General features: G+C 54.5%; 24 protein-coding genes. 11 read left to right on the top strand and 13 right to left on the bottom strand.

The features are described from left to right. Window positions 1-3 precede the first annotated feature (3 nt). Window positions 4-4464, bottom strand: coding sequence for a glutamate synthase large subunit (gene gltB / locus ACLJRH_RS10975; protein WP_000965011.1), 4461 nt, complete (start codon window positions 4462-4464; stop codon window positions 4-6). A 671-nt stretch (window positions 4465-5135) separates the two neighbouring features. Here gltB and ACLJRH_RS10970 point away from each other — a divergent pair. From ACLJRH_RS10970 to mtgA, 4 genes are all read left to right on the top strand, one after another. Further along, window positions 5136-6065 (top strand): TIGR01212 family radical SAM protein, encoded by a 930-nt coding sequence (locus tag ACLJRH_RS10970; RefSeq protein ID WP_001176878.1) that lies wholly within the window; start codon window positions 5136-5138, stop codon window positions 6063-6065. A 93-nt stretch (window positions 6066-6158) separates the two neighbouring features. Next, a complete protein-coding gene (gene arcB, locus ACLJRH_RS10965) occupies window positions 6159-8495 on the top strand; it encodes an aerobic respiration two-component sensor histidine kinase ArcB (protein ID WP_080187408.1) in 2337 nt (778 codons plus the stop codon). 226 nt (window positions 8496-8721) lie between these two features. Then, complete coding sequence (elbB, locus tag ACLJRH_RS10960) at window positions 8722-9375, top strand: isoprenoid biosynthesis glyoxalase ElbB (protein ID WP_000719811.1); 654 nt, start codon at window positions 8722-8724, stop codon at window positions 9373-9375. Continuing rightward, complete coding sequence (gene mtgA / locus ACLJRH_RS10955) at window positions 9372-10100, top strand: monofunctional biosynthetic peptidoglycan transglycosylase (RefSeq protein ID WP_001646420.1); 729 nt, start codon at window positions 9372-9374, stop codon at window positions 10098-10100. The genes elbB and mtgA overlap by 4 nt, the downstream gene beginning before the upstream one ends. A 74-nt stretch (window positions 10101-10174) precedes the next feature. Here mtgA and yrbL read toward each other — a convergent pair whose 3' ends face one another. The 12 genes from yrbL to ACLJRH_RS10895 all read right to left on the bottom strand — a co-directional run bounded on the left by yrbL (window position 10175) and on the right by ACLJRH_RS10895 (window position 19017). Continuing rightward, window positions 10175-10807, bottom strand: a complete 633-nt coding sequence (gene yrbL / locus ACLJRH_RS10950; RefSeq protein WP_000576805.1) for a PhoP regulatory network protein YrbL — start codon at window positions 10805-10807, stop codon at window positions 10175-10177. A 249-nt stretch (window positions 10808-11056) separates the two neighbouring features. Beyond that, the gene (gene npr / locus ACLJRH_RS10945; RefSeq protein WP_000216797.1) at window positions 11057-11329 is read right to left on the bottom strand and encodes a PTS phosphocarrier protein NPr; all 273 of its coding nucleotides are present in this window, start codon (window positions 11327-11329) and stop codon (window positions 11057-11059) included. Beyond that, window positions 11326-12180 (bottom strand): RNase adapter RapZ, encoded by an 855-nt coding sequence (rapZ, locus tag ACLJRH_RS10940; RefSeq protein WP_000243749.1) that lies wholly within the window; start codon window positions 12178-12180, stop codon window positions 11326-11328. The genes npr and rapZ overlap by 4 nt, the downstream gene beginning before the upstream one ends. A 45-nt stretch (window positions 12181-12225) precedes the next feature. After that, the gene (gene ptsN, locus ACLJRH_RS10935) at window positions 12226-12717 is read right to left on the bottom strand and encodes a PTS IIA-like nitrogen regulatory protein PtsN (RefSeq protein WP_000609332.1); all 492 of its coding nucleotides are present in this window, start codon (window positions 12715-12717) and stop codon (window positions 12226-12228) included. 117 nt (window positions 12718-12834) lie between these two features. After that, window positions 12835-13122, bottom strand: a complete 288-nt coding sequence (gene hpf / locus ACLJRH_RS10930; protein ID WP_001176589.1) for a ribosome hibernation promoting factor — start codon at window positions 13120-13122, stop codon at window positions 12835-12837. 22 nt (window positions 13123-13144) lie between these two features. Then, a complete protein-coding gene (gene rpoN / locus ACLJRH_RS10925; protein ID WP_000809020.1) occupies window positions 13145-14578 on the bottom strand; it encodes an RNA polymerase factor sigma-54 in 1434 nt (477 codons plus the stop codon). 47 nt (window positions 14579-14625) lie between these two features. Further along, window positions 14626-15351, bottom strand: a complete 726-nt coding sequence (gene lptB / locus ACLJRH_RS10920) for an LPS export ABC transporter ATP-binding protein (protein WP_000224104.1) — start codon at window positions 15349-15351, stop codon at window positions 14626-14628. 6 nt (window positions 15352-15357) lie between these two features. After that, window positions 15358-15912, bottom strand: a complete 555-nt coding sequence (gene lptA / locus ACLJRH_RS10915) for a lipopolysaccharide ABC transporter substrate-binding protein LptA (RefSeq protein WP_000669770.1) — start codon at window positions 15910-15912, stop codon at window positions 15358-15360. Further along, a complete protein-coding gene (lptC, locus tag ACLJRH_RS10910) occupies window positions 15881-16456 on the bottom strand; it encodes an LPS export ABC transporter periplasmic protein LptC (RefSeq protein ID WP_000047845.1) in 576 nt (191 codons plus the stop codon). The genes lptA and lptC overlap by 32 nt, the downstream gene beginning before the upstream one ends. Next, window positions 16453-17019 carry a 3-deoxy-manno-octulosonate-8-phosphatase KdsC gene (gene kdsC / locus ACLJRH_RS10905; RefSeq protein ID WP_000030029.1) on the bottom strand — a complete coding sequence of 189 codons (567 nt, stop codon included), beginning with the start codon at window positions 17017-17019 and terminating at the stop codon, window positions 16453-16455. The genes lptC and kdsC overlap by 4 nt, the downstream gene beginning before the upstream one ends. Before the next feature lie 20 nt (window positions 17020-17039). Further along, the gene (kdsD, locus tag ACLJRH_RS10900; protein WP_000018617.1) at window positions 17040-18026 is read right to left on the bottom strand and encodes an arabinose-5-phosphate isomerase KdsD; all 987 of its coding nucleotides are present in this window, start codon (window positions 18024-18026) and stop codon (window positions 17040-17042) included. Window positions 18027-18039: 13 nt separating this feature from the next. After that, window positions 18040-19017 carry a calcium/sodium antiporter gene (locus ACLJRH_RS10895; RefSeq protein WP_000922742.1) on the bottom strand — a complete coding sequence of 326 codons (978 nt, stop codon included), beginning with the start codon at window positions 19015-19017 and terminating at the stop codon, window positions 18040-18042. Between the two features lie 212 nt (window positions 19018-19229). On the opposite strand from ACLJRH_RS10895, the gene mlaF reads away from it, so the two are divergent. The 7 genes from mlaF (at window position 19230) to murA (ending at window position 24093) form a co-directional block, all read left to right on the top strand. Continuing rightward, a complete protein-coding gene (mlaF, locus tag ACLJRH_RS10890) occupies window positions 19230-20042 on the top strand; it encodes a phospholipid ABC transporter ATP-binding protein MlaF (RefSeq protein ID WP_000531566.1) in 813 nt (270 codons plus the stop codon). A gap of 7 nt (window positions 20043-20049) precedes the next feature. Next, window positions 20050-20832, top strand: a complete 783-nt coding sequence (gene mlaE, locus ACLJRH_RS10885) for a lipid asymmetry maintenance ABC transporter permease subunit MlaE (protein ID WP_000925786.1) — start codon at window positions 20050-20052, stop codon at window positions 20830-20832. 4 nt (window positions 20833-20836) lie between these two features. After that, the gene (mlaD, locus tag ACLJRH_RS10880; RefSeq protein ID WP_001193591.1) at window positions 20837-21388 is read left to right on the top strand and encodes an outer membrane lipid asymmetry maintenance protein MlaD; all 552 of its coding nucleotides are present in this window, start codon (window positions 20837-20839) and stop codon (window positions 21386-21388) included. Between the two features lie 18 nt (window positions 21389-21406). After that, window positions 21407-22042, top strand: coding sequence for a phospholipid-binding protein MlaC (mlaC, locus tag ACLJRH_RS10875; protein WP_000476475.1), 636 nt, complete (start codon window positions 21407-21409; stop codon window positions 22040-22042). After that, window positions 22042-22338, top strand: a complete 297-nt coding sequence (mlaB, locus tag ACLJRH_RS10870; protein ID WP_000188844.1) for a lipid asymmetry maintenance protein MlaB — start codon at window positions 22042-22044, stop codon at window positions 22336-22338. The genes mlaC and mlaB overlap by 1 nt, the downstream gene beginning before the upstream one ends. 187 nt (window positions 22339-22525) lie before the next feature. Then, a complete protein-coding gene (ibaG, locus tag ACLJRH_RS10865) occupies window positions 22526-22780 on the top strand; it encodes a BolA family iron metabolism protein IbaG (RefSeq protein ID WP_001518349.1) in 255 nt (84 codons plus the stop codon). Window positions 22781-22833: 53 nt separating this feature from the next. Continuing rightward, window positions 22834-24093: a UDP-N-acetylglucosamine 1-carboxyvinyltransferase gene (gene murA / locus ACLJRH_RS10860; protein ID WP_000357288.1), complete on the top strand. Its 1260-nt coding sequence runs from the start codon at window positions 22834-22836 to the stop codon at window positions 24091-24093. Window positions 24094-24129: the final 36 nt, after the last annotated feature.

The following is a 24129-nucleotide window of genomic DNA, read 5'->3' as shown; positions in this document are numbered from 1 at the left end:
TCCTTACTGCGCCTGCACGCGCAATTCTGCCGCACTACGACTACGGTGGCCCAACAGGGCTTTGACATCGCTGGACTTGGGCTTAACTAACGCGAATTGGGTTGAGAAGCTTGACCACCTGGACAGGATCTCTTCGCCGCGTTGCGAACCAGTATGCTGCACGTGCTCGGTGATCAGACCGCGCAGATGCTCTTCGTGGATAGCCAGCGAATCAACGTCCAGTACTTCTACCAGTTCCGGGTTTACGCGTTTACGGAATTCGCCATCTTCGTCCAGCACATAGGCGAAGCCGCCGGTCATCCCCGCGCCGAAGTTAACGCCGGTTTTACCCAGCACGCAGACGATGCCGCCGGTCATGTATTCACAGCCGTTGTCGCCGATGCCCTCTACTACGGTAATCGCCCCGGAGTTACGCACGCCGAAACGTTCGCCCGCGCGGCCCGCCGCGTACAGACGGCCACCGGTCGCTCCATACAGGCAGGTGTTGCCGATAATGCTGGCCTTATGACTGAGGAAGGCGGAACCTACCGGCGGTCTGATGGCGATCAAACCGCCTGCCATACCTTTACCGACATAGTCGTTGGCATCGCCAGTCAGATATAACTCCACGCCGCCCGCGTTCCACACGCCAAAGCTCTGGCCTGCGGTACCGCTGAAGTGCGCTTTAATCGGATCGGAAGCCAGCCCCTGATCGCCGTGGGTCTGTGCGATGTAGCCGGAAAGCGACGCGCCGACGGAACGATCGGTGTTGCGGATGTCGAACCAGAAGGTTTTGCTCTGGCGCGCATCGACAAACGGCTTCGCCTGCTGCAACAGTTGCGCATTCAGCACACCGTTATCAAACGGCGGGTTATTCTCGGTGCAGTACAGCGCTTTACCCGGATGAGGTTCAGCGGTTTCCAGTAGACGAGACAGCGCCAGCTTCTGCTGTTTCGCCGTAAAGCCCTCCAGCTCTTTCAGCAGGTCGGTGCGGCCAATCAAATCCACCAGGCGGGTCACGCCAAGCGAAGCCATCAGCTCGCGCACTTCGCGGGCGATAAATTCAAAGTAGTTGGTCACTTTGAACGGCAGGCCGTGATAGTGGTTCTTACGCAGTTTTTCATCCTGCGTCGCTACGCCGGTTGCGCAGTTATTCAGGTGGCAGATACGCAGATATTTACAGCCCAGCGCCACCATCGGGCCGGTGCCGAAGCCGAAACTTTCCGCACCGAGAATCGCCGCTTTAATGATGTCGACGCCGGTTTTCAGACCGCCGTCCACCTGCAGACGAATCTTGTGACGCAGACCGTTGGCGACCAGCGCCTGCTGGGTTTCAACAAGTCCGAGTTCCCACGGGCAGCCAGCGTATTTCACCGAAGAGAGCGGGCTGGCGCCAGTACCGCCGTCGTAACCGGCGATAGTAATCAGATCCGCATAGGCTTTCGCCACGCCGGTTGCGATGGTGCCAACGCCCGGTTCGGACACCAGCTTCACGGAGATCATCGCCTTCGGGTTGACCTGCTTGAGGTCGAAAATGAGCTGCGCTAAGTCCTCGATAGAGTAGATATCGTGGTGCGGCGGCGGGGAGATCAGCGTCACGCCCGGCACTGAATAACGCAGTTTAGCGATATACGGAGTGACTTTATCCCCCGGCAACTGACCGCCTTCGCCCGGTTTCGCGCCCTGCGCGACTTTAATCTGGATCACATCGGCATTGACCAGGTAGGCCGGCGTCACGCCAAAGCGACCAGAGGCCACCTGTTTGATACGCGACACTTTATTGGTGCCGTAGCGCGCAGGGTCTTCACCGCCTTCGCCGGAGTTGGAGTTGCCGCCGAGGCTGTTCATCGCTTCCGCCAGCGCTTCGTGCGCTTCCGGACTTAATGCGCCGATAGACATGGCTGCGGTATCAAAGCGTTTAAACAGCTCACTGGCGGGCTCAACCTCGTCGATAGTCACCGCCTCGCCGTCTGGATGTATCGCCAGCAGATCGCGCAGCGTTGCCGCCGGACGCTCATTGACCAGTTTGGCGTATTCCTGATAATCACTGTACTCGCCGCTCTGTACCGCCTGTTGCAGGGTACGCACGACATCCGGGTTATAGGCGTGATATTCGCCGCCGTGGACGTACTTCAACAGGCCGCCAGGGCTAATGGGTTTGCGCGCCAGCCAGGCGCGTTTGGAGAGATTCAGCAGATCCTGCTGGAAGTCATCAAAGCTCGCGCCGCCGATACGGCTGACCACGCCCTGGAAGCACAGGTTTACCACATCATCGTGCAGTCCGACCGCTTCAAACAGTTTGGAGCAGCGGTAAGAGGCAATGGTCGAAATGCCCATTTTGGACATAATCTTGTACAGCCCCTTGTTGATGCCGTTGCGGTAGTTCTGCATCACGGTACGGTAGTTTTTAGCGATGGCCTGGGTATCAATCAGACGCCCCAGCGTTTCGTAGGCCAGGTACGGATAGATGGCCGTTGCGCCAAAGCCGAGCAGTACCGCAAAGTGATGCGGATCGCGGGCGCTTCCGGTTTCTACGATGATGTTGGCGTCGCAGCGCAGGCTTTGTTCCACCAGACGCGTTTGCACCGCGCCCACCGCCATCGGCGCGGGGACCGGCAGGCGATTCTTACCGATATTGCGATCCGAGAGGACCAGCAGCACGGTGCCGTTGCGCACCATCTGTTCCGCTTTATCGCACAGCGCTTTAACCGTCGCGTCCAGTGTGGTTTCGGTGATATCAAAGGTAATATCAAGCCAGTCGGCGCGGTAGTGATGCTCGCTCATGGTGGTGAGCTGTTTGAAATCGGAGTACAGCAGAATTGGCGATTTAAAACTCAGGCGATGGGCCTGACCTTCCGCTTCGCAGAAGACGTTCATTTCGCGACCGATGCTGGTGGCGAGCGACATGACGTGCGCTTCACGCAGCGGGTCGATAGGCGGGTTAGTGACCTGCGCGAACTGCTGGCGGAAGTAGTCGTAAATAATACGCGGCTGGCTGGAGAGCACGGCAAAGGGGGTGTCGTCGCCCATTGAGCCGACGGCTTCCTGGCCGTTTTCGCCCAACACACGGATAACCGAGTCCAGCTCTTCGGCGCTGTAGTTAAACTGTTTCTGATAGCTGGCGAGCAGGTCATCGTCCAGTTCGCGGCTACCGACTTCTTCATCAGGCAGCTCTTCAAACGGCACCAGACGGCGAACATTCTTTTCCATCCACGCTTTATACGGATGGCGGCTTTTCAGATCGTCATCGGTTTCCGCGGAATGCAGAATACGTCCGCCGCGGGTGTCGATCACCATCAGCTCGCCTGGACCGACGCGGCCTTTCTCGACCACTTCATCCGGCTGATAGTCCCAGATACCGACTTCGGAGGCGCAGGTGATCAGCTTGTCTTTGGTAATGACATAGCGTGCCGGGCGCAGGCCGTTACGGTCAAGGTTACAGGCGGCGAAGCGCCCGTCGGACATCACGATGCCTGCCGGACCGTCCCACGGCTCCATATGCATGGAGTTAAAGTCAAAGAAGGCGCGCAGATCCTGGTCCATATCGGGGTTGTTCTGCCAGGCGGGCGGCACCAACAGGCGCATGGCGCGGATAATGTCCATCCCGCCTGCCAGCAGCAGTTCCAGCATGTTGTCCAGCGAGCTGGAATCCGAACCGGTTTCGTTAACAAACGGCGCAGCGGACTGTAAATCCGGGATCAGCGGCGTCTGGAATTTATAGGTACGGGCGCGCGCCCACTGGCGGTTGCCAGTGATAGTGTTAATCTCGCCGTTATGCGCCAGGTAGCGGAACGGCTGCGCCAGCGGCCAACGCGGCACGGTGTTAGTGGAAAAGCGCTGGTGGAACAGACAGATGGCCGATTCCAGACGCAGATCCGCAAGATCCAGGTAGAAGCGCGGCAGATCCGCCGGCATACACAGACCTTTATAAATGTTGACCAGGTTCGACAGGCTGCATACGTAGAAATCTTTGTCGTCCTGCAGGCGTTTTTCAATGCGTCGGCGGGCGATAAACAGACGGCGCTCCATATCACGCGGACGCCAGCCTGCCGGAGCGTTGACAAAAATCTGCTCAATACGCGGCAGAGAGGAGAGGGCGATTTCACCGAGCACGCCTTCATTGGTTGGCACATCGCGCCAGCCGACAATCGACAGGGTTTCCTGCTGTAATTCTTCTTCGACAATATGGCGTGACGCGGCGGCCAGTTCAGGATCTTTATTCAAAAAGATCATCCCGACGGCGTAGTTTTTGGCTAAGCGCCAGCCGCGCTCTTCGGCCACGATGCGAAAGAAACGGTCAGGTTTTTGTAACAGCAAGCCGCAACCGTCGCCGGTTTTACCGTCGGCAAGGATCGCGCCACGGTGCTGCATCCGGGCCAGCGCGTGTATGGCGGTACGCACTACCTTGTGGCTAGGTTCGCCTTCTATGTGGGCGATCAGGCCGAAACCACAGTTATCCTTCTCAAGGGATTTATCGTACAACATATCAGTGAACCTCCCCAGGCTCTACGGGACGCTCTCTCAACCGACGGCGCGCGGGCACAGCAAGAGCATGGCGACGGGGCTGGCGCATCATACGCTTACCTCGCATTCGCCCTCTTTGTGTCCTTTGCGCATTGGTAAATACGGTTAAGAGGGAATCTCAATTACTGCATAAATATGATGAGCAGACGGCTCATCCAGAAAGCTTCCAGCGGATCCCCAACTTATCGGGAATCCACACCCAGGTCAAATGGCAAACTGATTTATGCAAAAGTGTGCTGTAGCACAGATAACTTTTTGAATCTGTTGAAATTAAAAGGTTTTTTATAGAGTGGCTGCTAATACGGAGCGGCAGAAAGCCTGTGATCTGTCTCACTATAAGAGCCGCTCGCCAGACGTTATCTGACCTTGCTTTTTCAAAAATCTTGGCATTTTATGCTGTTTTAAGCGTGAGCAGTATTGAATGCTACTGTTTTTATCGATGACCCAGCAAACGCTGAAAAAAGAGGGGAATATCAGGAAAAATCATCAGCGGGATTATGAATGAAATATCGTTTATTTTGCTTGATTATGCAATGGATAAAAGCCTTCCGGGACGATTGATCCAGGTCATCGCCAAAGGAGACTAAAAATGGCAGGCTTTGGCCTCTTTTTAAGAGGCGGTCTATCAGATTATGCAGTTACAGAAATTAGTCAATATGTTTGGTGGGGATCTTTTACGTCGGTATGGGCAAAAGGTTCATAAGCTGACGCTTCATGGCGGTTTTAGCTGCCCTAATCGCGACGGTACCATCGGGCGTGGCGGTTGCACCTTCTGTAATGTCGCCTCTTTTGCCGATGAGGCGCAGCAGCATCATTCCATTGCCGAGCAGCTTGCGCATCAGGCGCATCTGGTGAACCGCGCTAAACGCTATCTGGCCTATTTCCAGGCCTACACCAGCACCTTTGCGGAAGTGCAGGTGCTGCGTTCCATGTATCAACAGGCGGTCAGCCAGGCCAGTATCGTCGGGTTATGTGTCGGTACGCGTCCGGATTGCGTCCCGCAGGCAGTAGTAGATTTACTGTGTGAATATAAAGATCAAGGCTACGAGGTGTGGCTGGAACTGGGATTGCAAACCGCGCACGATAAAACCCTGCACCGAATTAACCGCGGGCATGACTTCGCCTGCTATCAGCGTACCACCCGGATTGCCCGGGAGCGCGGGCTGAAAGTGTGCGCGCATCTGATTGTGGGGCTGCCGGGAGAAGGGCAGGCAGAATGCCTGCAAACCATGGAGCGTGTGGTGGAGACGGGCGTAGACGGTATTAAACTGCATCCGCTACATATTGTGAAAGGCAGTACGATGGCCAAAGCCTGGGAAGCGGGGCGGCTGAACGGCATCGAACTGGACGACTACACGCTAACGGCAGGTGAGATGATTCGTCATACGCCGCCGGAGATAATTTATCACCGGATTTCAGCCAGCGCTCGCCGTCCGACGCTGCTTGCCCCGCTGTGGTGTGAGAATCGCTGGACGGGGATGGTTGAGCTGGACAAATACCTGAATGAGCATGGCGTACAGGGCTCTGCGCTGGCCCGTCCCTGGATACCACCTGTAGCGTAGCGTGATGAGGGGCGCTACGCATATTTCGCACAATATTCAACGCGGTTCCCATAATTGGGTATTATGTGCGAAGTTGTGGTGAAGGAATCCTCTATGAAGCAAATTCGTATGCTGGCGCAATACTATGTCGACCTGATGATGAAATTGGGTCTGGTGCGCTTTTCCATGCTCCTGGCGTTGGCATTGGTGGTGCTGGCGATTGTCGTGCAGATGGCGGTGACCATGGTGCTGCATGGTCAGGTTGAAAGTATCGACGTCATTCGCTCCATCTTTTTTGGCCTGTTAATTACGCCCTGGGCGGTCTATTTCTTATCCGTTGTTGTTGAACAACTGGAAGAGTCAAGGCAGCGACTGTCGCGTCTGGTGCAAAAGCTGGAGGAGATGCGCGAGCGCGATCTCAAGCTTAACGTACAGTTGAAGGACAATATTGCCCAGCTTAATCAGGAAATTGCCGATCGCGAAAAAGCGGAAGCGGAGCTGCATGAGACATTTGAACAGCTAAAAGTAGAAATTAAAGAGCGTGAAGAAGCGCAAATCCAGCTAGAACAGCAATCCTCTTTTCTGCGCTCCTTTCTGGACGCCTCGCCGGATTTGGTTTTTTATCGTAATGAGGATAAAGAATTTTCCGGCTGTAACCGCGCAATGGAATTGCTAACCGGCAAGAGCGAAAAACAGCTGGTGCATTTGAAGCCGGAAGATGTGTACTCTCCCGAAGCGGCGGAGAAAGTCATTGAAACCGATGAAAAAGTATTCCGCCATAACGTCTCCCTGACCTACGAACAGTGGCTGGATTACCCGGACGGACGAAAAGCCTGCTTTGAAATTCGTAAAGTGCCTTATTACGACCGTGTCGGTAAACGTCATGGCCTGATGGGATTTGGCCGTGATATTACCGAACGTAAGCGTTATCAGGACGCGCTGGAGCGCGCCAGCCGCGACAAGACCACGTTTATCTCTACCATCAGTCATGAGCTGCGCACCCCGCTTAACGGCATCGTCGGTTTAAGCCGCATCCTGCTGGATACCGATCTCACCGCCGAACAGGAAAAATACCTTAAGACAATCCATGTCTCCGCCGTGACGTTAGGCAATATTTTCAATGATATCATTGATATGGATAAGATGGAGCGGCGTAAGGTTCAGCTTGATAACCAACCGGTTGATTTCACCAGCTTTATGGCCGATCTGGAAAACCTTTCCGGTTTGCAGGCGCAGCAAAAAGGGCTACGTTTTGTGCTTGAGCCGACGCTGCCGCTGCCGCACAAAGTTATTACCGACGGAACGCGTCTGCGCCAGATTTTATGGAATTTGATCAGCAATGCGGTGAAGTTTACTCAGCAGGGCCAGGTGACGGTGCGGGCGCGCTATGATGAAGGCGACATGCTGCACTTTGAAGTGGAAGATTCCGGGATCGGCATTCCGCAGGATGAGCAGGATAAAATTTTCGCCATGTATTATCAGGTGAAAGACAGTCATGGCGGTAAGCCGGCGACGGGTACCGGTATCGGGCTGGCGGTCTCCCGTCGGCTGGCGAAAAATATGGGCGGCGATATTACCGTCTCCAGTCTGCCGGGCAAAGGATCGACCTTTACGCTAACGGTTCATGCGCCAGCGGTGGCGGAAGAGGTGGAGGACGCCTTTGATGAAGACGACATGCCGCTGCCCGCGCTGCATGTTCTGCTGGTCGAAGATATTGAACTGAACGTGATCGTAGCGCGTTCGGTACTGGAAAAACTGGGGAACAGCGTGGATGTCGCGATGACCGGCAAGGCGGCGCTGGAGATGTTCGCGCCGGGCGAATATGACCTGGTCTTACTAGATATTCAGCTACCGGATATGACGGGTCTGGATATCGCCAGAGAACTGACCCGTCGCCACACGCGAGAAGATTTACCGCCGCTGGTAGCGCTTACGGCTAACGTTCTGAAAGATAAAAAAGAGTATCTGGACGCTGGTATGGACGATGTGCTGAGTAAGCCGCTGTCGGTGCCGGCCTTAACCGCGATGATTAAAAAATTCTGGGATGCCACCGATAAAGAGGAGAGTACCGTGACGCCTGAAGAGAGCGATAAAGCGCAAGCGCTGCTGGATATCCCGATGCTGGAACAATACATCGAGTTGGTCGGGCCTAAATTGATTACCGACGGTCTCGCGGTGTTTGAAAAAATGATGCCTGGCTATTTAAGCGTGCTGGAGTCCAATCTGACGGCGCGTGACAAAAAAGGCGTCGTTGAGGAAGGGCATAAGATTAAAGGCGCCGCCGGTTCGGTAGGGCTGCGTCATCTGCAACAACTTGCCCAGCAAATCCAGTCGCCGGATCTTCCCGCCTGGGAAGATAATGTCGCGGAATGGATTGAAGAGATGAAGCAGGAGTGGCAGCACGATGTCGCGGTGCTGAAAGCCTGGGTGGCAAACGCGGAAAAAAAATGACCCCGGTTTGACCGGGGTGCGCGAATACTGCGCCAACACCAGGGAAATCGTGGCTGCGCCGTGCTTATTATGATGATGTCAAAGGCGCAGTCCTGTTTTCAGGCCGCACGCAGTTAAGATAGCAAATCCTAAATGATTTGTTACATGAATCATTTAAATGTGTGAAGCGTAGCATTTTAATCAAAATTATTAATGGGCTTGAGTCGGTTGCAGGAGGATGTTCACCATGAAAAAAATTGGCGTAGTGCTCAGCGGATGCGGCGTCTATGACGGCGCCGAAATTCATGAGGCCGTTCTGACGCTGTTGGCCATTGCCCGCAGCGGCGCGCAGGCTGTCTGCTTCGCGCCGGATAAACCACAAGCGGATGTTATTAATCACCTGACCGGCGAAGCGATGGCGGAAACGCGTAACGTTCTGATTGAGGCGGCGCGTATTACGCGGGGCGATATTCGTCCCCTGTCCCAGGCTCAGCCAGAGGAACTGGATGCGCTCATTGTGCCTGGCGGTTTCGGCGCGGCGAAGAACCTGAGTAATTTCGCCAGCCAGGGGAGCGAATGCCGGGTGGATAGCGATGTCGTCGCGCTGGCGAAGGCCATGCACCAGTCCGGCAAGCCGCTGGGATTCATCTGTATCGCGCCCGCAATGTTGCCGAAAATCTTTGACTTCCCGCTACGTCTGACAATAGGGACGGATATTGATACCGCTGAAGTACTTGAAGAGATGGGCGCCGAACACGTACCTTGCCCGGTTGATGATATCGTTGTGGACGAGGATAACAAGGTCGTGACCACCCCTGCCTATATGCTGGCGCAGGATATCGCCCAGGCGGCAAGCGGCATTGATAAATTAGTGTCGCGCGTGCTGGTTCTGGCGGAATGAGCAAACGACGCATCGCGCCGTTAAGGTTTTTGCGCCGTCTACTTTTACGTATCCTTGCTGCGCTCGCCGTCTTTTGGGGCGGCGGCATTGCGCTGTTTAGCGTGGTTCCGGTGCCTTTTTCGGCGGTGATGGCGGAACGGCAGATTAGCGCCTGGCTGAGTGGAGAGTTCGGTTATGTGGCGCATTCTGACTGGGTCAGTATGGCGGATATCTCGCCGTGGATGGGGCTGGCGGTAATTGCGGCGGAAGACCAGAAGTTCCCTGAGCACTGGGGCTTTGATGTTCCGGCGATTGAAAAAGCGCTGGCGCATAATGAGCGGAATGAGAGCCGTATTCGCGGCGCCTCTACGCTTTCGCAGCAAACGGCGAAAAATCTCTTTTTATGGGATGGACGCAGTTGGCTGCGCAAAGGTCTGGAGGCTGGGCTAACGCTGGGCATTGAAACTGTCTGGAGCAAAAAGCGCATCCTCACGGTTTATCTGAATATCGCGGAGTTTGGCGATGGTATTTTTGGCGTGGAGGCTGCGGCACAACGGTATTTTCATAAACCTGCCAGCCGCTTAAATATGTCCGAAGCCGCGTTGCTGGCGGCCGTGCTGCCTAACCCGATTCGCTATAAGGCGAATGCGCCTTCCGGCTATGTGCGTAGCCGGCAGGCGTGGATTATGCGCCAGATGCGCCAACTGGGCGGGGAATCTTTTATGACGCGCAACCAGCTTAATTAATTTTGTCGAATGGCGGCGCGAACGCCTTATCCGGCCTGCGATCTGTGTCGTCCAGGCCTGATAAGCACAGGCCATTAAGCTTCGTGAGAAGTAAGCGCCAGCCGTTTCTTGTCTTTTGGCTGCGCGTCCCTCTCCAGGGCAACGGCCAGTGCAGGCTGGGCGATAAACCGCTGCCACACTCTCTCCAGTTTGCGTTCACAGCACCATGTTGACCAGGTCGCCAGCGGGATAAAGGTACTTTCCCCCAGATTGTCGCAAACCACCGGAACCACTTCTGACTCGCTGATACGCTGGCACAGGATGTTTTGCGGCTTCAGCGACATCGTCACAATATGGTTATCCAGCAGGTAACGTTTCAGTTTTTTCAGTAGCCGCCGCAGGACAGCGACATCCTCTTCATAACGACATTGCGCGGCGAACTCGGTCAGGGTAATAGAGGGCGCGCCGTTGAAATCGGTAATCATGTCGTAGACATAGCCGGTGCCGCAATCGGTTTCTACCGTGCCGTAATAACGGGGGATAGCGCTCCAGTCCGTCAGGTAGCGGGACAGATGCGCATAGTAGTTCAGTTCACGCCGAATCTCTTTATCACCGCCGTGGTTACGGTTGTAAATGACTTTTATGCAACGCCGGGCATTATCCGGATGCGTATAGCATTTACGATGTCGACCGGTGCCCAGCGGAGTCTGTTTGGATAAGAAGATCATGGCAAGTCCTGGAAAAATTTATTCACATAAATTTAGTATGGACAAAGAACTTAAACAAAACCTAAACGAAATTTTTTAAGGTTTTCTTAATGTTTTTATGCATAGGTAAAGCGCACGAAATGTACAAATCTTACGAAAGGGTGGGGCTGCGGGACAAGTGGCAGGCAGGCGTAACACGCCCGGTTTTGGGGTGACTGTCATCAAATACCGGGACGGCGTTGGGGGAAAATAGGGTATAGAGGGGGAGGTTTAGTCTTCGTCAAAGCCGGAATTGAACAGCGCGATAACCGCCGCCAGCGCTTCAACTTCTTGCGGGCCGGTGGCTTCAATTTCGATCTGACGCCCTTTGGCGGAGTCGAGCATTAACAGAGCGATGACGCTATTTGCTTCCGCTTCGGTGCCTTCGTCATTGCGTAATAGCACCTCGGCGTCAAAACCCTGCATCAGTTCGAAAAGCTTCATGGCAGGCCGGGCATGCATGCCCAGCTTATTGGTGACTTCAACAGTTTGCTTTACGGTCATGTTTTGCGTTTTTCCAGCGTGCGATGGCGAGACTGGACATTTTTACCGCGCGAGCGGAAGTAGTCTGCCAGCTGTTCTGCAATATACACCGAACGGTGTTTCCCGCCGGTACAACCGATAGCGACGGTAAGGTAGCTGCGGTTGTTGGTCTCCAGCATCGGTAACCATAGCTCAAGATAGCTGCGAGTCTGATAGATAAAATTGTGAACTTCTGTGTGTCGGTCAAGAAACGCGGCTACCGGCTTATCAAGCCCGGTCATGGGGCGCAGTTTTGGATCCCAGTGCGGGTTGGGCAGAAAGCGGACATCAAACACATAGTCCGCATCAATCGGGATACCATGTTTAAAGCCGAAGGACTCAAATACCATCGTCAGTTCGCGCTCGCGTTTGCCCAACAGCCGGGTACGCAGCATCTCCGCCAGCTCATGGACGGACATTTCTGAAGTGTCGACGATCAGATCCGCACGTGAGCGTAACGGCTCCAGCAAGTCACTCTCTTTATCGATCGCACTCTCTAAAGAAAGGTTTTTGCTGGAAAGCGGATGCAAACGGCGCGTGTCGCTGTAGCGGCGAATCAAGGTATTGCGGTCGGCATCAAGAAACAGCAATTGCGGCGAGAAAGCGCCAGGCAGATTATTCATCGCCTGTTCAAAAATCTCAGGTGATTCAGGCATATTGCGCACATCAATGCTGACGGCGGCGGAAATCTGGCGATCGGCCAGCGTTCGCGCCAGATCGGGCAACAGCACGACGGGGAGGTTATCCACGCAGTAAAATCCCATATCTTCCAGCGCGCGCAGAGCGACAGATTTACCTGATCCGGAACGCCCGCTGACGATCATCAGTACCATGTACCGTTTCTCCTCACAACGACAGAAAGAAATGCCATTGAGTTGTTATGCCTCATTCTGCTCACCTTCGGTGTCAGTAATGATTTGATACAGCTCTTCATCATTCAGCGCCGCGCGCAGGCGGCGGCAGATCGTTTTATCCGCCAGACGTTTCGCCACCAGCGACAGCGTGTGCAGATGCGTTTTAGTTTGATCGGCGGGCACCAGCAGGGCGAAGAGGAGATCGACCGGCTGGTTATCGATGGCGTCGAACGCGATCGGCGTTTCGAGCTGAACGAACACGCCGACGGCGCGTAAGGTATCTTCTTCCAGTTTCCCGTGCGGGATGGCGATACCATTACCAATACCGGTACTGCCCATTTTTTCGCGTGTCAGAATGGCTTCAAACACGACCTGAGGAGGTAAACTGAGCTGTTTTGCCGCCAGTTCGCTGATGATTTCCAGCGCGCGTTTCTTACTCTGACAATGAACGCCGCTACGCGTACACTCCTGGTTAAGTACACTGCTCAGTTGTAGAGTCGTATCGTTATTTATCATAATTTCACCTAAGAACCTGTCCTGTCAGGTTGATGGCCAGGTTCGGAGCGCTAACTGTACAAATGGCCCGTTGTGTCACACAACAGGCCGTCCTGCACTGGCTAACTGCCCGGACAATTAGTGTTGTTTCAGTTTATCTTTATGCCTGGTTAACTGCCTTGCCAGTTTATCAATCAAGCCGTCAATGGCGGCATACATATCCTGGCCTTCCGCGCTGGCGTGAATTTCGCCGCCGTTAACGTGTAGCGTCGCATCCGAGATATGCGTGACCTTCTCCACTTTCAACACCACGTATACCTGATTAATCCGCTCAAAATACTGTTCAAGTTTGGCGAATTTCGTCGTCACAAATTCACGCAGGGCTTCAGTAATTTCGACATTATGTCCGGTGATATTGAGCTGCATAGTGTCTTCCTTATCGGTTGGGTCAAACCAGCTGTTTGCGTTGGTTTGACGGCGGAATGGATAAAGACTCTCGGTACTTCGCAACAGTGCGGCGCGCCACCATGATACCTTGTTCTGACAGCAGAGAGGTTAACTTGCTGTCGCTCAGTGGTTTCGCGGGGTTTTCCGCCGCAATTAACTTCTTCACCAGCGCGCGAATCGCGGTGGAAGAGGCTTCGCCTCCGCCTTCGGTATTGACGTGGCTGGAAAAGAAATATTTGAGTTCAAAAATACCGCGCGGGCTGTGCAAATACTTCTGCGTGGTCACGCGGGATATGGTGGATTCGTGCATCTCGACGGCCTGGGCGATATCCGCCAGTACCATCGGTTTCATATATTCTTCGCCCTGTTCAAAAAAGGCTTGCTGTTGCTCGACGATGCAGCGACTGACACGCAGCAGCGTGTCGTTGCGGCTTTCAAGGCTTTTTATCAGCCACTTCGCATCCTGTAAATTACTGCGGATGAACTGGCTGTCGGCATCGTTGCGCGCGCTGTTGCACATGGCGGCATAGTGCTGGTTAATCTGTAAACGGGGAATACTGTCGCTATTAAGCTCCACCGTCCAGCGACCGTTATGCTTGCGTACCAGCACATCCGGGATAACGTACTCCGGCTCACCGGTCTGGATCGATTGACCGGGTCTGGGATCGAGCGACTGAATCAGGTTTACCGCCTCTTTCAGCACCTCTTCTTTTAGTCGGGTAACGCGCATCAACGTGCGGAAATCGTGGTTGGCCAGCAGATCAAGGTGATCGCAGATAATAAGCCGCGCCTCTTCCAGCCACGGCGTGGATTTGTCGAATTGTGAAAGCTGGATCAGCAGACAGTCGCGAAGATCTTTTGCCGCGACGCCTACCGGATCAAAACGCTGAATGCGCTTCAGAACGGCTTCAACCTCATCGAGATCCACCTCTACATCGCCCATGCTTTCGCGAATTTCGTCCAGGGATACGGTGAGATAACCGGTATCATCTACCGCGTCGACAATGGATGTCGCAATAGCGCGATCGGTGTCCGAGAAGGGCGTTAGCTCAACCTGCCACATCAGATAATCCTGCAACGACTGCGTCGTTTCGCCCTGATAGACGGGCAGCTCATCGTCGATATAATCGCCGCTGGGGCCGGACGGCGTCCCGGCGGTGTAAATTTCATCCCAACTGGCGTCAAGCGGCAGCTCTTCCGGCATCTCTTTTTGTTCGAGCGCGTCGGCGGTATCGAGAGGATCATTATCCTGAGGTTGCTGAGTGTCGATTTCGTCATGAAGATCGGTTTGCTCAAGCAGCGGGTTATTTTCCAGCGCTTGCTGGAGTTCCTGCTGAAGTTCCAGCGTAGACAACTGCAACAGACGGATGGCCTGTTGTAGCTGAGGCGTCATCGCCAGTTGTTGGCTAAGCCTGAGTTGCAAACCTTGCTTCATATTCAGAGTCGTTTTCTCCCGCTAGAGCAGCATAGCCCTCTACCCTATCAGAGTCTGAAGTCTTCCCCAAGATATACACGCTTAACGTGTTCGTCTTGCAGGATTTCTGTCGGCGTACCGTGGGCAATAAGGTGGCCCTGGCTCACGATATAGGCGCGTTCACAGACTGCCAGCGTCTCACGGACGTTATGGTCGGTGATCAGCACGCCGAGCCCGCTATCGCGCAGATGCTCGATAATGCGTTTGATGTCGATAACGGAAATCGGGTCAACGCCGGCAAAGGGTTCATCCAGCAGGATAAATTTGGGATTAGCGGCCAACGCGCGGGCTATTTCTACACGACGGCGTTCACCACCGGACAGCGCCTGTCCCATACTGTCGCGCAGATGCTCAATATGAAACTCTTCCATCAGCTCGTTGGCGCGGTCTTCTCGCTGTTCTGCGGTCAAATCGTCACGAATTTGCAGTACCGCCATCAGGTTATCAAATACGCTGAGACGGCGGAAAATAGAGGCTTCCTGCGGCAAATAGCCGATACCGCGGCGCGCGCGCGCGTGCAGCGGCAGCAGACTGATATCTTCATCATCGATGATGATATTGCCCGCGTCACGCGGCACGATACCGACGACCATATAAAAGGTGGTGGTTTTACCCGCGCCGTTTGGACCGAGCAGCCCGACAATCTCCCCGGAGTTAACGGTCAGACTGACATCTTCCACTACGCGACGGCCTTTATAGGCCTTCGCCAGATTCTTTGCAGTTAATGTTGCCATAACGAATTAGTTACTCTTCTTTTGCGCCGGAGTCTGGCCTTTGTTTTTGTCTTGCAACTGCGACGGCACCAGAACGGTGGTGACGCGTTTGCCTTTCTCGCTGAAGGCCTGCATTTTCTGCTCTTTCACCAGGTAGGTGATTTTGTCGCCGGTAATGTTGCTGTCAAGCTGCTCCAGATAAGCGTTGCCGGTTAGCACCACAAAATCTTTCGCCAGCTCGTAGTGCATATGGGAAGCGTGGCCTTTCACCGGCTTACCGTTGTCCTGCATCTGGTAGAAGGTGGCCGGATTGCCGTAACCGTCGATCACCTCTTTCCCCTGTTCGCCGCCAGGGCGGGTAACCACGACTTTATCGGCGTTGATCTTAATCGTGCCCTGGGTCATCACCACGTTGCCCGTAAAGGTCACGACGTTGCCTTGCATATCCAGCGACTGTTGATCCGAGTCAATATGAATAGGCTGTTCGGTATCGCCCGTGACGGCGAAAGCCGGAATGCTGGCGGCCAGCAGCGAGCCGGCAAGCATAAGATTAAGGCTGAGTTTGTTTGTTTTGAATTTCATAAGAGGTTCTAACCTTTTCAATCAGCTCGGCGTTCTTGCTGCGTAAGTTACCGCGCATTTTCAGTCCGCTGGAGTTAAATGTTGTGCCGTATAACGTCACCAGATCGTTCGAGGTAACATCCTGCGTCACCAGATTAATCTGCGCGTTATCGGTGGTAATTCTGCGTAATTGAGCGTCAGGCACCAGGGCGTTGACTTCAACATGGCCATACAGATAGAGCATCCGATCGTTAGTCAATTTGGCTTTATCGGCCTTGATCGACCATGTCGGCACTTTATCCTTATCAAAGGTGGTTAATACCGGTTGCGTAAACCATGAGACCGCCTGATCGGAAAAATATTCAACGTGCTGCGCGATCAGACGATAGCTCAACGCGCCTTCCGGACTGTACACGACGGTATCCGTATGCTCGCTTTTATACGTGGGATCGTTGCTGTTGACCATCACGGCAGCAGGATCGTCTTTATCCGCCAGATTGATACCAATCAGTACCAGAATGGCCAGCGACAGTAGAATGATAACCCAACGTCTGGTTTTACTCATATCGATTGCCCTTTGGCCTCATCCAGCTTGCCCTGCGCCAGCAGCAGCAAATCGCACACCTCACGTACCGCGCCGCGCCCGCCGGCAATGTGCGTCACATAGTCAGCGCGGGGGATCAGCAGCGGATGCGCATCCGCAACGGCAACGCTTAACCCCACTTTTTCCATCACCGGCCAGTCAATCAGATCATCGCCGACATAGGCAACATTTTCCGGCGCAATGGCCAGTTTTTCCAGCAGATCGCTAAAGGCGATCAGCTTATTCGACTGTCCCTGATAAAGATGGACAATCCCCAGCGTGGCGCAGCGATCTTCTACAAGTTTAGCCTTTCGTCCGGTAATAATGGCAACCTCGATATTGGAGGTCAAAGCACAGCGAATGCCATAGCCGTCACGAACGTTGAAAGCCTTCAGCTCTTCGCCGTTATTGCCCATATAAATCAGGCCGTCAGACAATACGCCATCCACGTCCAGGATGAGCAGGCGGATATTCTCCGCTTTGGTCATGACATGGGTGCTGACGGGGCCATAACAGGTCGCAAGCGACGCACCTGCTTTACTCATCGTTAATTATCCTTGAGTTTCTACACGACGCCTGCACGCAGGAGATCATGCATATGTAACACACCGAGTAACTGGTCGCCATCAGCAACCAGTACGGAGGTGATATGGCGGGACTGCATTAAATTCAGCGCATCGACAGCGAGAATACCGGGACGCACGCGAATGCCCCCTGGCGTCATCACCTCGGCGATCCCCAACTGGCGCATATCGCCGCCCATATCGAACACGCGACGTAAATCGCCGTCGGTGAAGATACCGTCAATCTTCATGGATTCATCGCAAATGACGGTCATACCGAGATTTTTACGCGTAATTTCTAGCAGCGCATCACGCAGGGTGGCATGTTTATTAACATGCGGGATCTCATCGCCAGTATGCATAATATCGCTTACGCGCAGCAGTAGCTTACGTCCCAGCGCACCGCCAGGATGCGACAGAGCGAAATCTTCGGCGGTAAAGCCGCGCGCTTTTAACAACGCCACGGCGAGCGCATCGCCCATCACCAGCGTTGCGGTGGTACTACTGGTAGGCGCCAGGCCTAACGGACACGCTTCTTTGGGCACTTTAACACACAGATGCACATCTGCCGCACGCGCCATGCTGCTTTCCGGTCGCCCGGTAATGCAAATTAACGGCACGTGCAGCCGTTTAAGCACCGGTATTAGCGCCGCGATCTCGCTGGATTCGCCGGAGTTGGAGATAGCGATAACCACATCCTGCGGCGTAACCATCCCCAAATCGCCGTGCGCGGCTTCGCCCGGATGTACAAAAAAGGAAGAGGTGCCGGTACTGGCGAACGTGGCGGCCATTTTCCGTCCGATATGACCGGATTTTCCCATCCCCATGACCACCACTTTTCCGGTGCAGTTGAACATTTTTTCACAGGCCAGCGTGAAATGCTGGTTGATATATTGATCAAGCTCCGCCAGGCCTTCACGTTCAATTTCCAGGACCTCTTTGCCTGCCTGCTGAAAGTCAAACCCCGGTTGCAACGCTAAATGCGACATAATCCGTTTCCAGTTATCCAACAAGAAGTGGCGATAGCCAATAGAGCATCGCCAGCCATACGATAAACCCGCCGGTCAGCAGTATACCTGCGCCCCGACCAATCTGACGCGGATGCCGCCAGCAAAGTAAAGCGAAAACCACGCTAACCAGCAACATCACGCTATAATCACGCCCAAACGCCAGCGGGTTGATCTCTCCCGGCGCGATCAGCGCAGGCAGTCCCAGCACGATGGCGAGATTAAAAATATTGGCGCCAATGAGATTACCAACGGCAATATCATTTTCGCCTTTTCGCACGCCGGCAATCGCCGTCGCCAGCTCTGGCAGACTGGTGCCGACGGCGATGACTGTCAGACCGAGCGTTAATTCACTCATGGCGAAATAGTTCGCCAGCACCGTAGCGTTATCGATTACCATGCGCGTCGCCATCGGCATGATGACCAGCGCAATGCCCAGCCATAAGAACGCGACGGGGAGCCCGCCTTCGCGCGGCAGCTCCGCCAGTTGTTCGCGGGTGAGGCTGTCATTCCCCTGGCGTTCGGCCAGACGCGCGATTTTAACAATGAATAACAGCCATAGCACAGCCAGAAGCAGGAGAAAGATACCATCACTGCGGCTTAACTGTCCGTCATGCAGTACGGAACCGGCTACCACGCTAACAAATAACATTAACGGCAATTCGCGACGTAAAACATCGGAATGCACGGTAAATGGACGAACCAGCGCCGCCAGCCCTAAGATCAGCAAAATATTGGTGATGTTAGAACCGAGCGCCGCGCCGACGGCCAAATCGAGCTGACCGTGTAGCGATGCGGCGACCGACACAATAATTTCCGGCAGCGAGGTGCCGATACTCACGACCGTCATCCCGATGATCAGCGGGGGAATACCGAATGTACGGCATAAAATAGAGGCCGCAAACACCAGACGATCGGCGCCGTAGGCCACCAGAAGCAAACCAATTATGAGTAGCGCCATCGCTAAAAGCATCTAAAGTCCTTTCTTCAGGTATACTCGCCGGTCCCCTGGAAGGGATATCTGGAAGCCGTAACGAAGTCCTAATTTTGACTTTATGCGGCTAAAAAGTAAAACGAATGCCAGCTTTCGCTAACCCTGTCAGTTAATATTCTGTAATTATGTCGAACCCATGGTTAAATTCAGCGCCATGGTTACCTCAACAAGGCAATACGAAGGATGAATCAATGGGTCAGTCTGCGGCCAATTTAGTCGATATGCGCGACGTCAGCTTTTCCCGTGGCGAACGCTGCATTTTCGATAATATTTCCCTGACGGTGCCGCGCGGGAAGATCACGGCGATCATGGGGCCGTCGGGCATCGGTAAAACCACGCTGTTGCGCCTGATTGGCGGACAGATCCCGCCGGATAAGGGCGAGATCTTATTTGATGGCGAGAATGTGCCGGCCATGTCCCGTTCGCGGCTCTACACCGTCCGCAAACGTATGAGTATGCTGTTTCAGTCGGGAGCGCTGTTTACCGACATGAACGTGTTTGACAATGTGGCCTATCCGCTACGGGAGCACACCAATTTACCCGCGCCGCTGCTAAAAAGCGTTGTGATGATGAAACTGGAAGCTGTCGGGCTGCGCGGTGCGGCAAAACTGATGCCTTCCGAGCTCTCCGGTGGGATGGCGCGTCGCGCCGCGTTGGCGCGCGCCATCGCTCTGGAACCGGATCTCATCATGTTCGATGAGCCGTTTGTCGGCCAGGACCCGATTACCATGGGCGTTCTGGTGAAGCTGATTTCAGAATTGAACAGCGCGCTGGGCGTGACCTGCGTGGTGGTCTCGCATGATGTGCCAGAGGTGCTCAGTATTGCGGATCACGCCTGGATCATGGCGGACAAAAAAATCGTCGCTCACGGTAGCGCTCAGGCGTTGCAGGAGAATACGGACCCGCGCGTGCGTCAGTTCCTTGACGGCATTGCCGACGGGCCGGTTCCGTTCCGCTATCCGGCGGGCGACTATCACCTTGATTTACTCGAAACAGGGAGTTAAGCCACTCATGCTGTTAAATGCGCTGGCAGCACTCGGACACAGCGGGATCAAAACCGTCAGGACGTTCGGGCGCGCCGGGTTAATGTTATTCAATGCGATTATCGGTAAGCCGGAGTTTCGCAAACATGCGCCGCTGCTGGTGCGCCAGCTTTATAATGTGGGCGTCTTGTCGATGCTTATCATTATTGTCTCCGGCGTATTCATCGGTATGGTGCTGGGGCTGCAAGGCTATCTGGTTCTGACTACTTACAGCGCGGAGACCAGTCTTGGCATGTTAGTGGCGCTTTCGCTGCTGCGCGAGCTGGGGCCGGTGGTCGCGGCGTTGCTGTTTGCCGGGCGGGCCGGGTCGGCATTGACGGCGGAAATCGGCCTGATGCGGGCGACGGAGCAGCTCTCCAGTATGGAGATGATGGCGGTCGATCCATTGCGCCGGGTGATTTCGCCGCGCTTCTGGGCGGGCGTGATTTCGTTGCCGCTACTGACCATTATCTTTGTGGCGGTCGGTATCTGGGGCGGCTCGCTGGTCGGCGTAAGCTGGAAGGGAATCGACGCCGGGTTCTTCTGGTCCGCGATGCAGAATGCCGTCGACTGGCGTATGGATCTGGTGAACTGTCTGATAAAGAGCGTGGTGTTCGCCATTACGGTAACATGGATTGCGTTATTCAACGGTTATGACGCAATACCGACTTCTGCCGGGATTAGCCGGGCAACGACGCGTACCGTGGTTCACGCATCGTTGGCCGTTCTGGGGCTGGATTTTGTGCTGACCGCACTGATGTTTGGGAATTGAGTTCATGCAAACGAAAAAAAATGAAATTTGGGTAGGCGTTTTTTTGCTGGTAGCGTTGCTGGCGGCGCTGTTTGTTTGCCTGAAGGCGGCAAATGTGACCTCTATGCGCACGGAGCCGACCTATAAGGTTTATGCGACCTTCGATAACATCGGCGGTCTGAAAGTGCGTTCCCCGGTACGCATCGGCGGGGTGGTTGTCGGGCGGGTTGAAGATATCTCGCTTGATCCGAAAACATACCTGCCGCGCGTAACGCTCGACATCGAAGAGCGTTATAACCATATTCCCGATACCAGCTCGTTGAGTATTCGTACTTCCGGGCTGCTGGGGGAGCAATATCTGGCATTAAACGTCGGTTTTGAAGATCCTGAGCTGGGAACGTCTATCCTCAAAGATGGGAGTACGATTCAGGACACCAAGTCTGCAATGGTGCTGGAAGATATGATTGGTCAGTTCCTTTATAACAGCAAAGGCGACGACAATAAGAATTCTGGCGATGCGCCAGCCGCAACGGAAGGCCATACTGAAGCCACAACGCCCGCGGGCGAAACGAAATAATCTCAGGAGAATTGAGGCATGTTTAAACGACTGATGATGGTGGCCCTGCTGGTCATTGCGCCATTAAGCGCAGCAACGGCAGCGGATCAGAGCAATCCTTATAAACTGATGAACGAGGCGGCGCAGAAAACTTTTGATCGCCTGAAAAACGAACAGCCGAAAATTCGTGCCAATCCGGATTACCTGCGCGACGTTGTTGATCAGGAACTTCTGCCGTACGTGCAGGTAAAATATGCCGGCGCGCTGGTGCTGGGCCGCTACTACAAAGAGGCGACCCCGGCGCAGCGTGAAGCCTATTTTGCAGCGTTTCGCGAATACCTGAAACAGGCCTACGGTCAGGCGCTGGCGATGTACCACGGCCAGACTTACCAGATAGCGCCTGAGCAACCGCTGGGCGATGCGACCATTGTGCCTATCCGTGTAACGATTATCGATCCCAACGGTCGTCCGCCGGTACGCCTGGATTTCCAGTGGCGCAAAAACACCCAGACCGGCAACTGGCAGGCGTATGACATGATTGCGGAAGGCGTCAGCATGATCACCACCAAGCAAAATGAGTGGAGCGATCTGCTGCGTACTAAAGGCATTGACGGCCTGACCGCACAACTGAAATCTATCTCTCAACAGAAAATTACTTTGGACGAGAAACAGTAATGACGCCGCAACTCACCTGGACGCGTGAGGCGGACACTCTGGTGCTGGCGGGAGAGCTGGATCAGGACGTGTTGGCGCCGCTATGGGACGCGCGCGTAGAAGCGATGACTGGCGTTACCCGTATCGACCTGAGCCAGATCTCCAGGGTGGATACAGGGGGACTGGCGCTGCTGGCGCACCTTGTGAACCAGGCAAAAAAGCAGGGCAATGCCGTGTCGCTGTCTGGCGTTAACGACAAGGTTTACGCGCTGGCGCAATTATATAACTTGCCCGAAGACGTACTTCCCCGTATGTAATGAATGCCGGATGGTTTATCCGGCCTACACTTCGCATGATCCCCGTAGGCCGGATAAGTTGCGTTAGCAGCACCATCCGGCACTTTTACCGCGCTGATTTATCAGCGTAATCTTTTGCTTATTTAAGACGGCGCGACTTTGCTCTAAGATGTTGGGCTGTTTTCACTATTTGACGAATAAAGAACCCATGGAAAATCATGAAATTCAGAGTGTGCTGATGAATGCCCTCTCCCTCCAGGAAGTCCACGTCTCCGGCGATGGCAGTCACTTTCAGGTTATTGCCGTGGGCGAGATGTTTGACGGCATGAGCCGGGTCAAGAAACAGCAAACGGTCTATGGGCCGCTAATGGAGTACATTGCGGACAACCGTATCCATGCCGTATCGATCAAAGCATATACCCCGGCGGAATGGGCGCGCGATCGTAAACTTAACGGATTTTAAGCTACGGGTAACCTGCCGGTAGCGGAGATGAATGCTTAACTGAGAATACAATAATGGATAAATTTCGTGTACAGGGGCCAACGACGCTCCAGGGCGAAGTCACAATTTCCGGCGCCAAAAACGCCGCGCTGCCGATCCTGTTCGCCGCTCTGCTGGCAGAAGAACCGGTAGAGATCCAAAACGTTCCAAAACTGAAAGACGTGGATACGTCGATGAAGCTCCTGAGCCAATTAGGTGCGAAAGTGGAACGCAATGGATCGGTACACATTGACGCCAGCCAGGTGAACGTGTTCTGCGCGCCTTATGATCTGGTTAAGACCATGCGCGCCTCGATATGGGCGCTGGGGCCGCTGGTTGCCCGTTTTGGTCAGGGACAAGTCTCTCTGCCGGGGGGCTGTACTATCGGCGCGCGTCCGGTTGATCTGCATATTACCGGTCTGGAACAACTGGGTGCGACCATCAAGCTGGAAGAGGGCTACGTAAAGGCCTCCGTCGAAGGACGTCTTAAAGGGGCGCATATCGTGATGGATAAGGTCAGCGTCGGCGCGACCGTCACCATTATGTGCGCCGCTACGCTGGCAGAAGGGACGACCATCATTGAAAACGCCGCGCGCGAGCCGGAAATTGTCGACACCGCTAACTTCCTGGTTACGCTGGGGGCGAAGATCGCCGGGCAGGGCACCGATCGTATTACGATCGAGGGCGTAGAGCGTCTGGGCGGCGGCGTTTATCGTGTGCTGCCGGATCGTATCGAAACGGGGACTTTCCTGGTGGCGGCAGCGATCTCTCGCGGCAAAATCCTCTGCCGTAACGCGCAACCGGACACTCTGGACGCGGTACTGGCGAAACTGCGCGATGCTGGCGCGGATATCGAAGTGGGCGAGGACTGGATTAGTCTGGACATGCACGGCAAACGACCGAAGGCGGTCAATGTCCGTACCGCGCCGCACCCGGCATTCCCGACCGATATGCAGGCGCAGTTCACGTTGCTGAACCTGGTGGCGGAAGGGACGGGCTTTATCACTGAAACCGTCTTTGAAAACCGTTTTATGCACGTGCCTGAACTCAGCCGCATGGGCGCGCGTGCGGAAATTGAAAGCAATACCGTCATATGCCATGGCGTAGAAACGCTCTCTGGCGCCCAGGTCATGGCGACAGATCTGCGGGCATCTGCGAGCCTGGTGCTGGCGGGCTGTATTGCGGAAGGCACGACGATTGTGGATCGCATTTATCACATCGATCGCGGTTATGAGCGCATCGAAGACAAACTGCGCGCGCTAGGCGCGAATATTGAACGCGTGAAAGGCGAATAACCTTCTGTACGCTGAATAACCCCCGCGAACGCGATG

It is taken from the genome of Salmonella sp. SAL04162 (genome assembly GCF_046551535.1).
GTDB lineage: Bacteria > Pseudomonadota > Gammaproteobacteria > Enterobacterales > Enterobacteriaceae > Salmonella > Salmonella enterica.
This window is presented reverse-complemented; position numbering and strand designations above follow the sequence as displayed.

What these genes read in the sequence shown, in the direction of transcription:
- rapZ (WP_000243749.1), bottom strand. Translation starts at nt 12,180, where the DNA reads ATGGTACTGATGATCGTCAGCGGGCGTTCCGGATCAGGTAAATCTGTC.
- mlaB (WP_000188844.1), top strand. Translation starts at nt 22,042, where the DNA reads ATGACGCCGCAACTCACCTGGACGCGTGAGGCGGACACTCTGGTGCTG.
- lptB (WP_000224104.1), bottom strand. Translation starts at nt 15,351, where the DNA reads ATGGCAACATTAACTGCAAAGAATCTGGCGAAGGCCTATAAAGGCCGT.
- rpoN (WP_000809020.1), bottom strand. Translation starts at nt 14,578, where the DNA reads ATGAAGCAAGGTTTGCAACTCAGGCTTAGCCAACAACTGGCGATGACG.
- npr (WP_000216797.1), bottom strand. Translation starts at nt 11,329, where the DNA reads ATGACCGTAAAGCAAACTGTTGAAGTCACCAATAAGCTGGGCATGCAT.
- lptA (WP_000669770.1), bottom strand. Translation starts at nt 15,912, where the DNA reads ATGAAATTCAAAACAAACAAACTCAGCCTTAATCTTATGCTTGCCGGC.
- murA (WP_000357288.1), top strand. Translation starts at nt 22,834, where the DNA reads ATGGATAAATTTCGTGTACAGGGGCCAACGACGCTCCAGGGCGAAGTC.
- ptsN (WP_000609332.1), bottom strand. Translation starts at nt 12,717, where the DNA reads ATGATAAATAACGATACGACTCTACAACTGAGCAGTGTACTTAACCAG.
- gltB (WP_000965011.1), bottom strand. Translation starts at nt 4,464, where the DNA reads ATGTTGTACGATAAATCCCTTGAGAAGGATAACTGTGGTTTCGGCCTG.
- mtgA (WP_001646420.1), top strand. Translation starts at nt 9,372, where the DNA reads ATGAGCAAACGACGCATCGCGCCGTTAAGGTTTTTGCGCCGTCTACTT.
- elbB (WP_000719811.1), top strand. Translation starts at nt 8,722, where the DNA reads ATGAAAAAAATTGGCGTAGTGCTCAGCGGATGCGGCGTCTATGACGGC.
- ibaG (WP_001518349.1), top strand. Translation starts at nt 22,526, where the DNA reads ATGGAAAATCATGAAATTCAGAGTGTGCTGATGAATGCCCTCTCCCTC.
- yrbL (WP_000576805.1), bottom strand. Translation starts at nt 10,807, where the DNA reads ATGATCTTCTTATCCAAACAGACTCCGCTGGGCACCGGTCGACATCGT.
- mlaE (WP_000925786.1), top strand. Translation starts at nt 20,050, where the DNA reads ATGCTGTTAAATGCGCTGGCAGCACTCGGACACAGCGGGATCAAAACC.
- hpf (WP_001176589.1), bottom strand. Translation starts at nt 13,122, where the DNA reads ATGCAGCTCAATATCACCGGACATAATGTCGAAATTACTGAAGCCCTG.
- lptC (WP_000047845.1), bottom strand. Translation starts at nt 16,456, where the DNA reads ATGAGTAAAACCAGACGTTGGGTTATCATTCTACTGTCGCTGGCCATT.
- ACLJRH_RS10895 (WP_000922742.1), bottom strand. Translation starts at nt 19,017, where the DNA reads ATGCTTTTAGCGATGGCGCTACTCATAATTGGTTTGCTTCTGGTGGCC.
- kdsC (WP_000030029.1), bottom strand. Translation starts at nt 17,019, where the DNA reads ATGAGTAAAGCAGGTGCGTCGCTTGCGACCTGTTATGGCCCCGTCAGC.
- mlaF (WP_000531566.1), top strand. Translation starts at nt 19,230, where the DNA reads ATGGGTCAGTCTGCGGCCAATTTAGTCGATATGCGCGACGTCAGCTTT.
- mlaC (WP_000476475.1), top strand. Translation starts at nt 21,407, where the DNA reads ATGTTTAAACGACTGATGATGGTGGCCCTGCTGGTCATTGCGCCATTA.
- mlaD (WP_001193591.1), top strand. Translation starts at nt 20,837, where the DNA reads ATGCAAACGAAAAAAAATGAAATTTGGGTAGGCGTTTTTTTGCTGGTA.
- ACLJRH_RS10970 (WP_001176878.1), top strand. Translation starts at nt 5,136, where the DNA reads ATGCAGTTACAGAAATTAGTCAATATGTTTGGTGGGGATCTTTTACGT.
- arcB (WP_080187408.1), top strand. Translation starts at nt 6,159, where the DNA reads ATGAAGCAAATTCGTATGCTGGCGCAATACTATGTCGACCTGATGATG.
- kdsD (WP_000018617.1), bottom strand. Translation starts at nt 18,026, where the DNA reads ATGTCGCATTTAGCGTTGCAACCGGGGTTTGACTTTCAGCAGGCAGGC.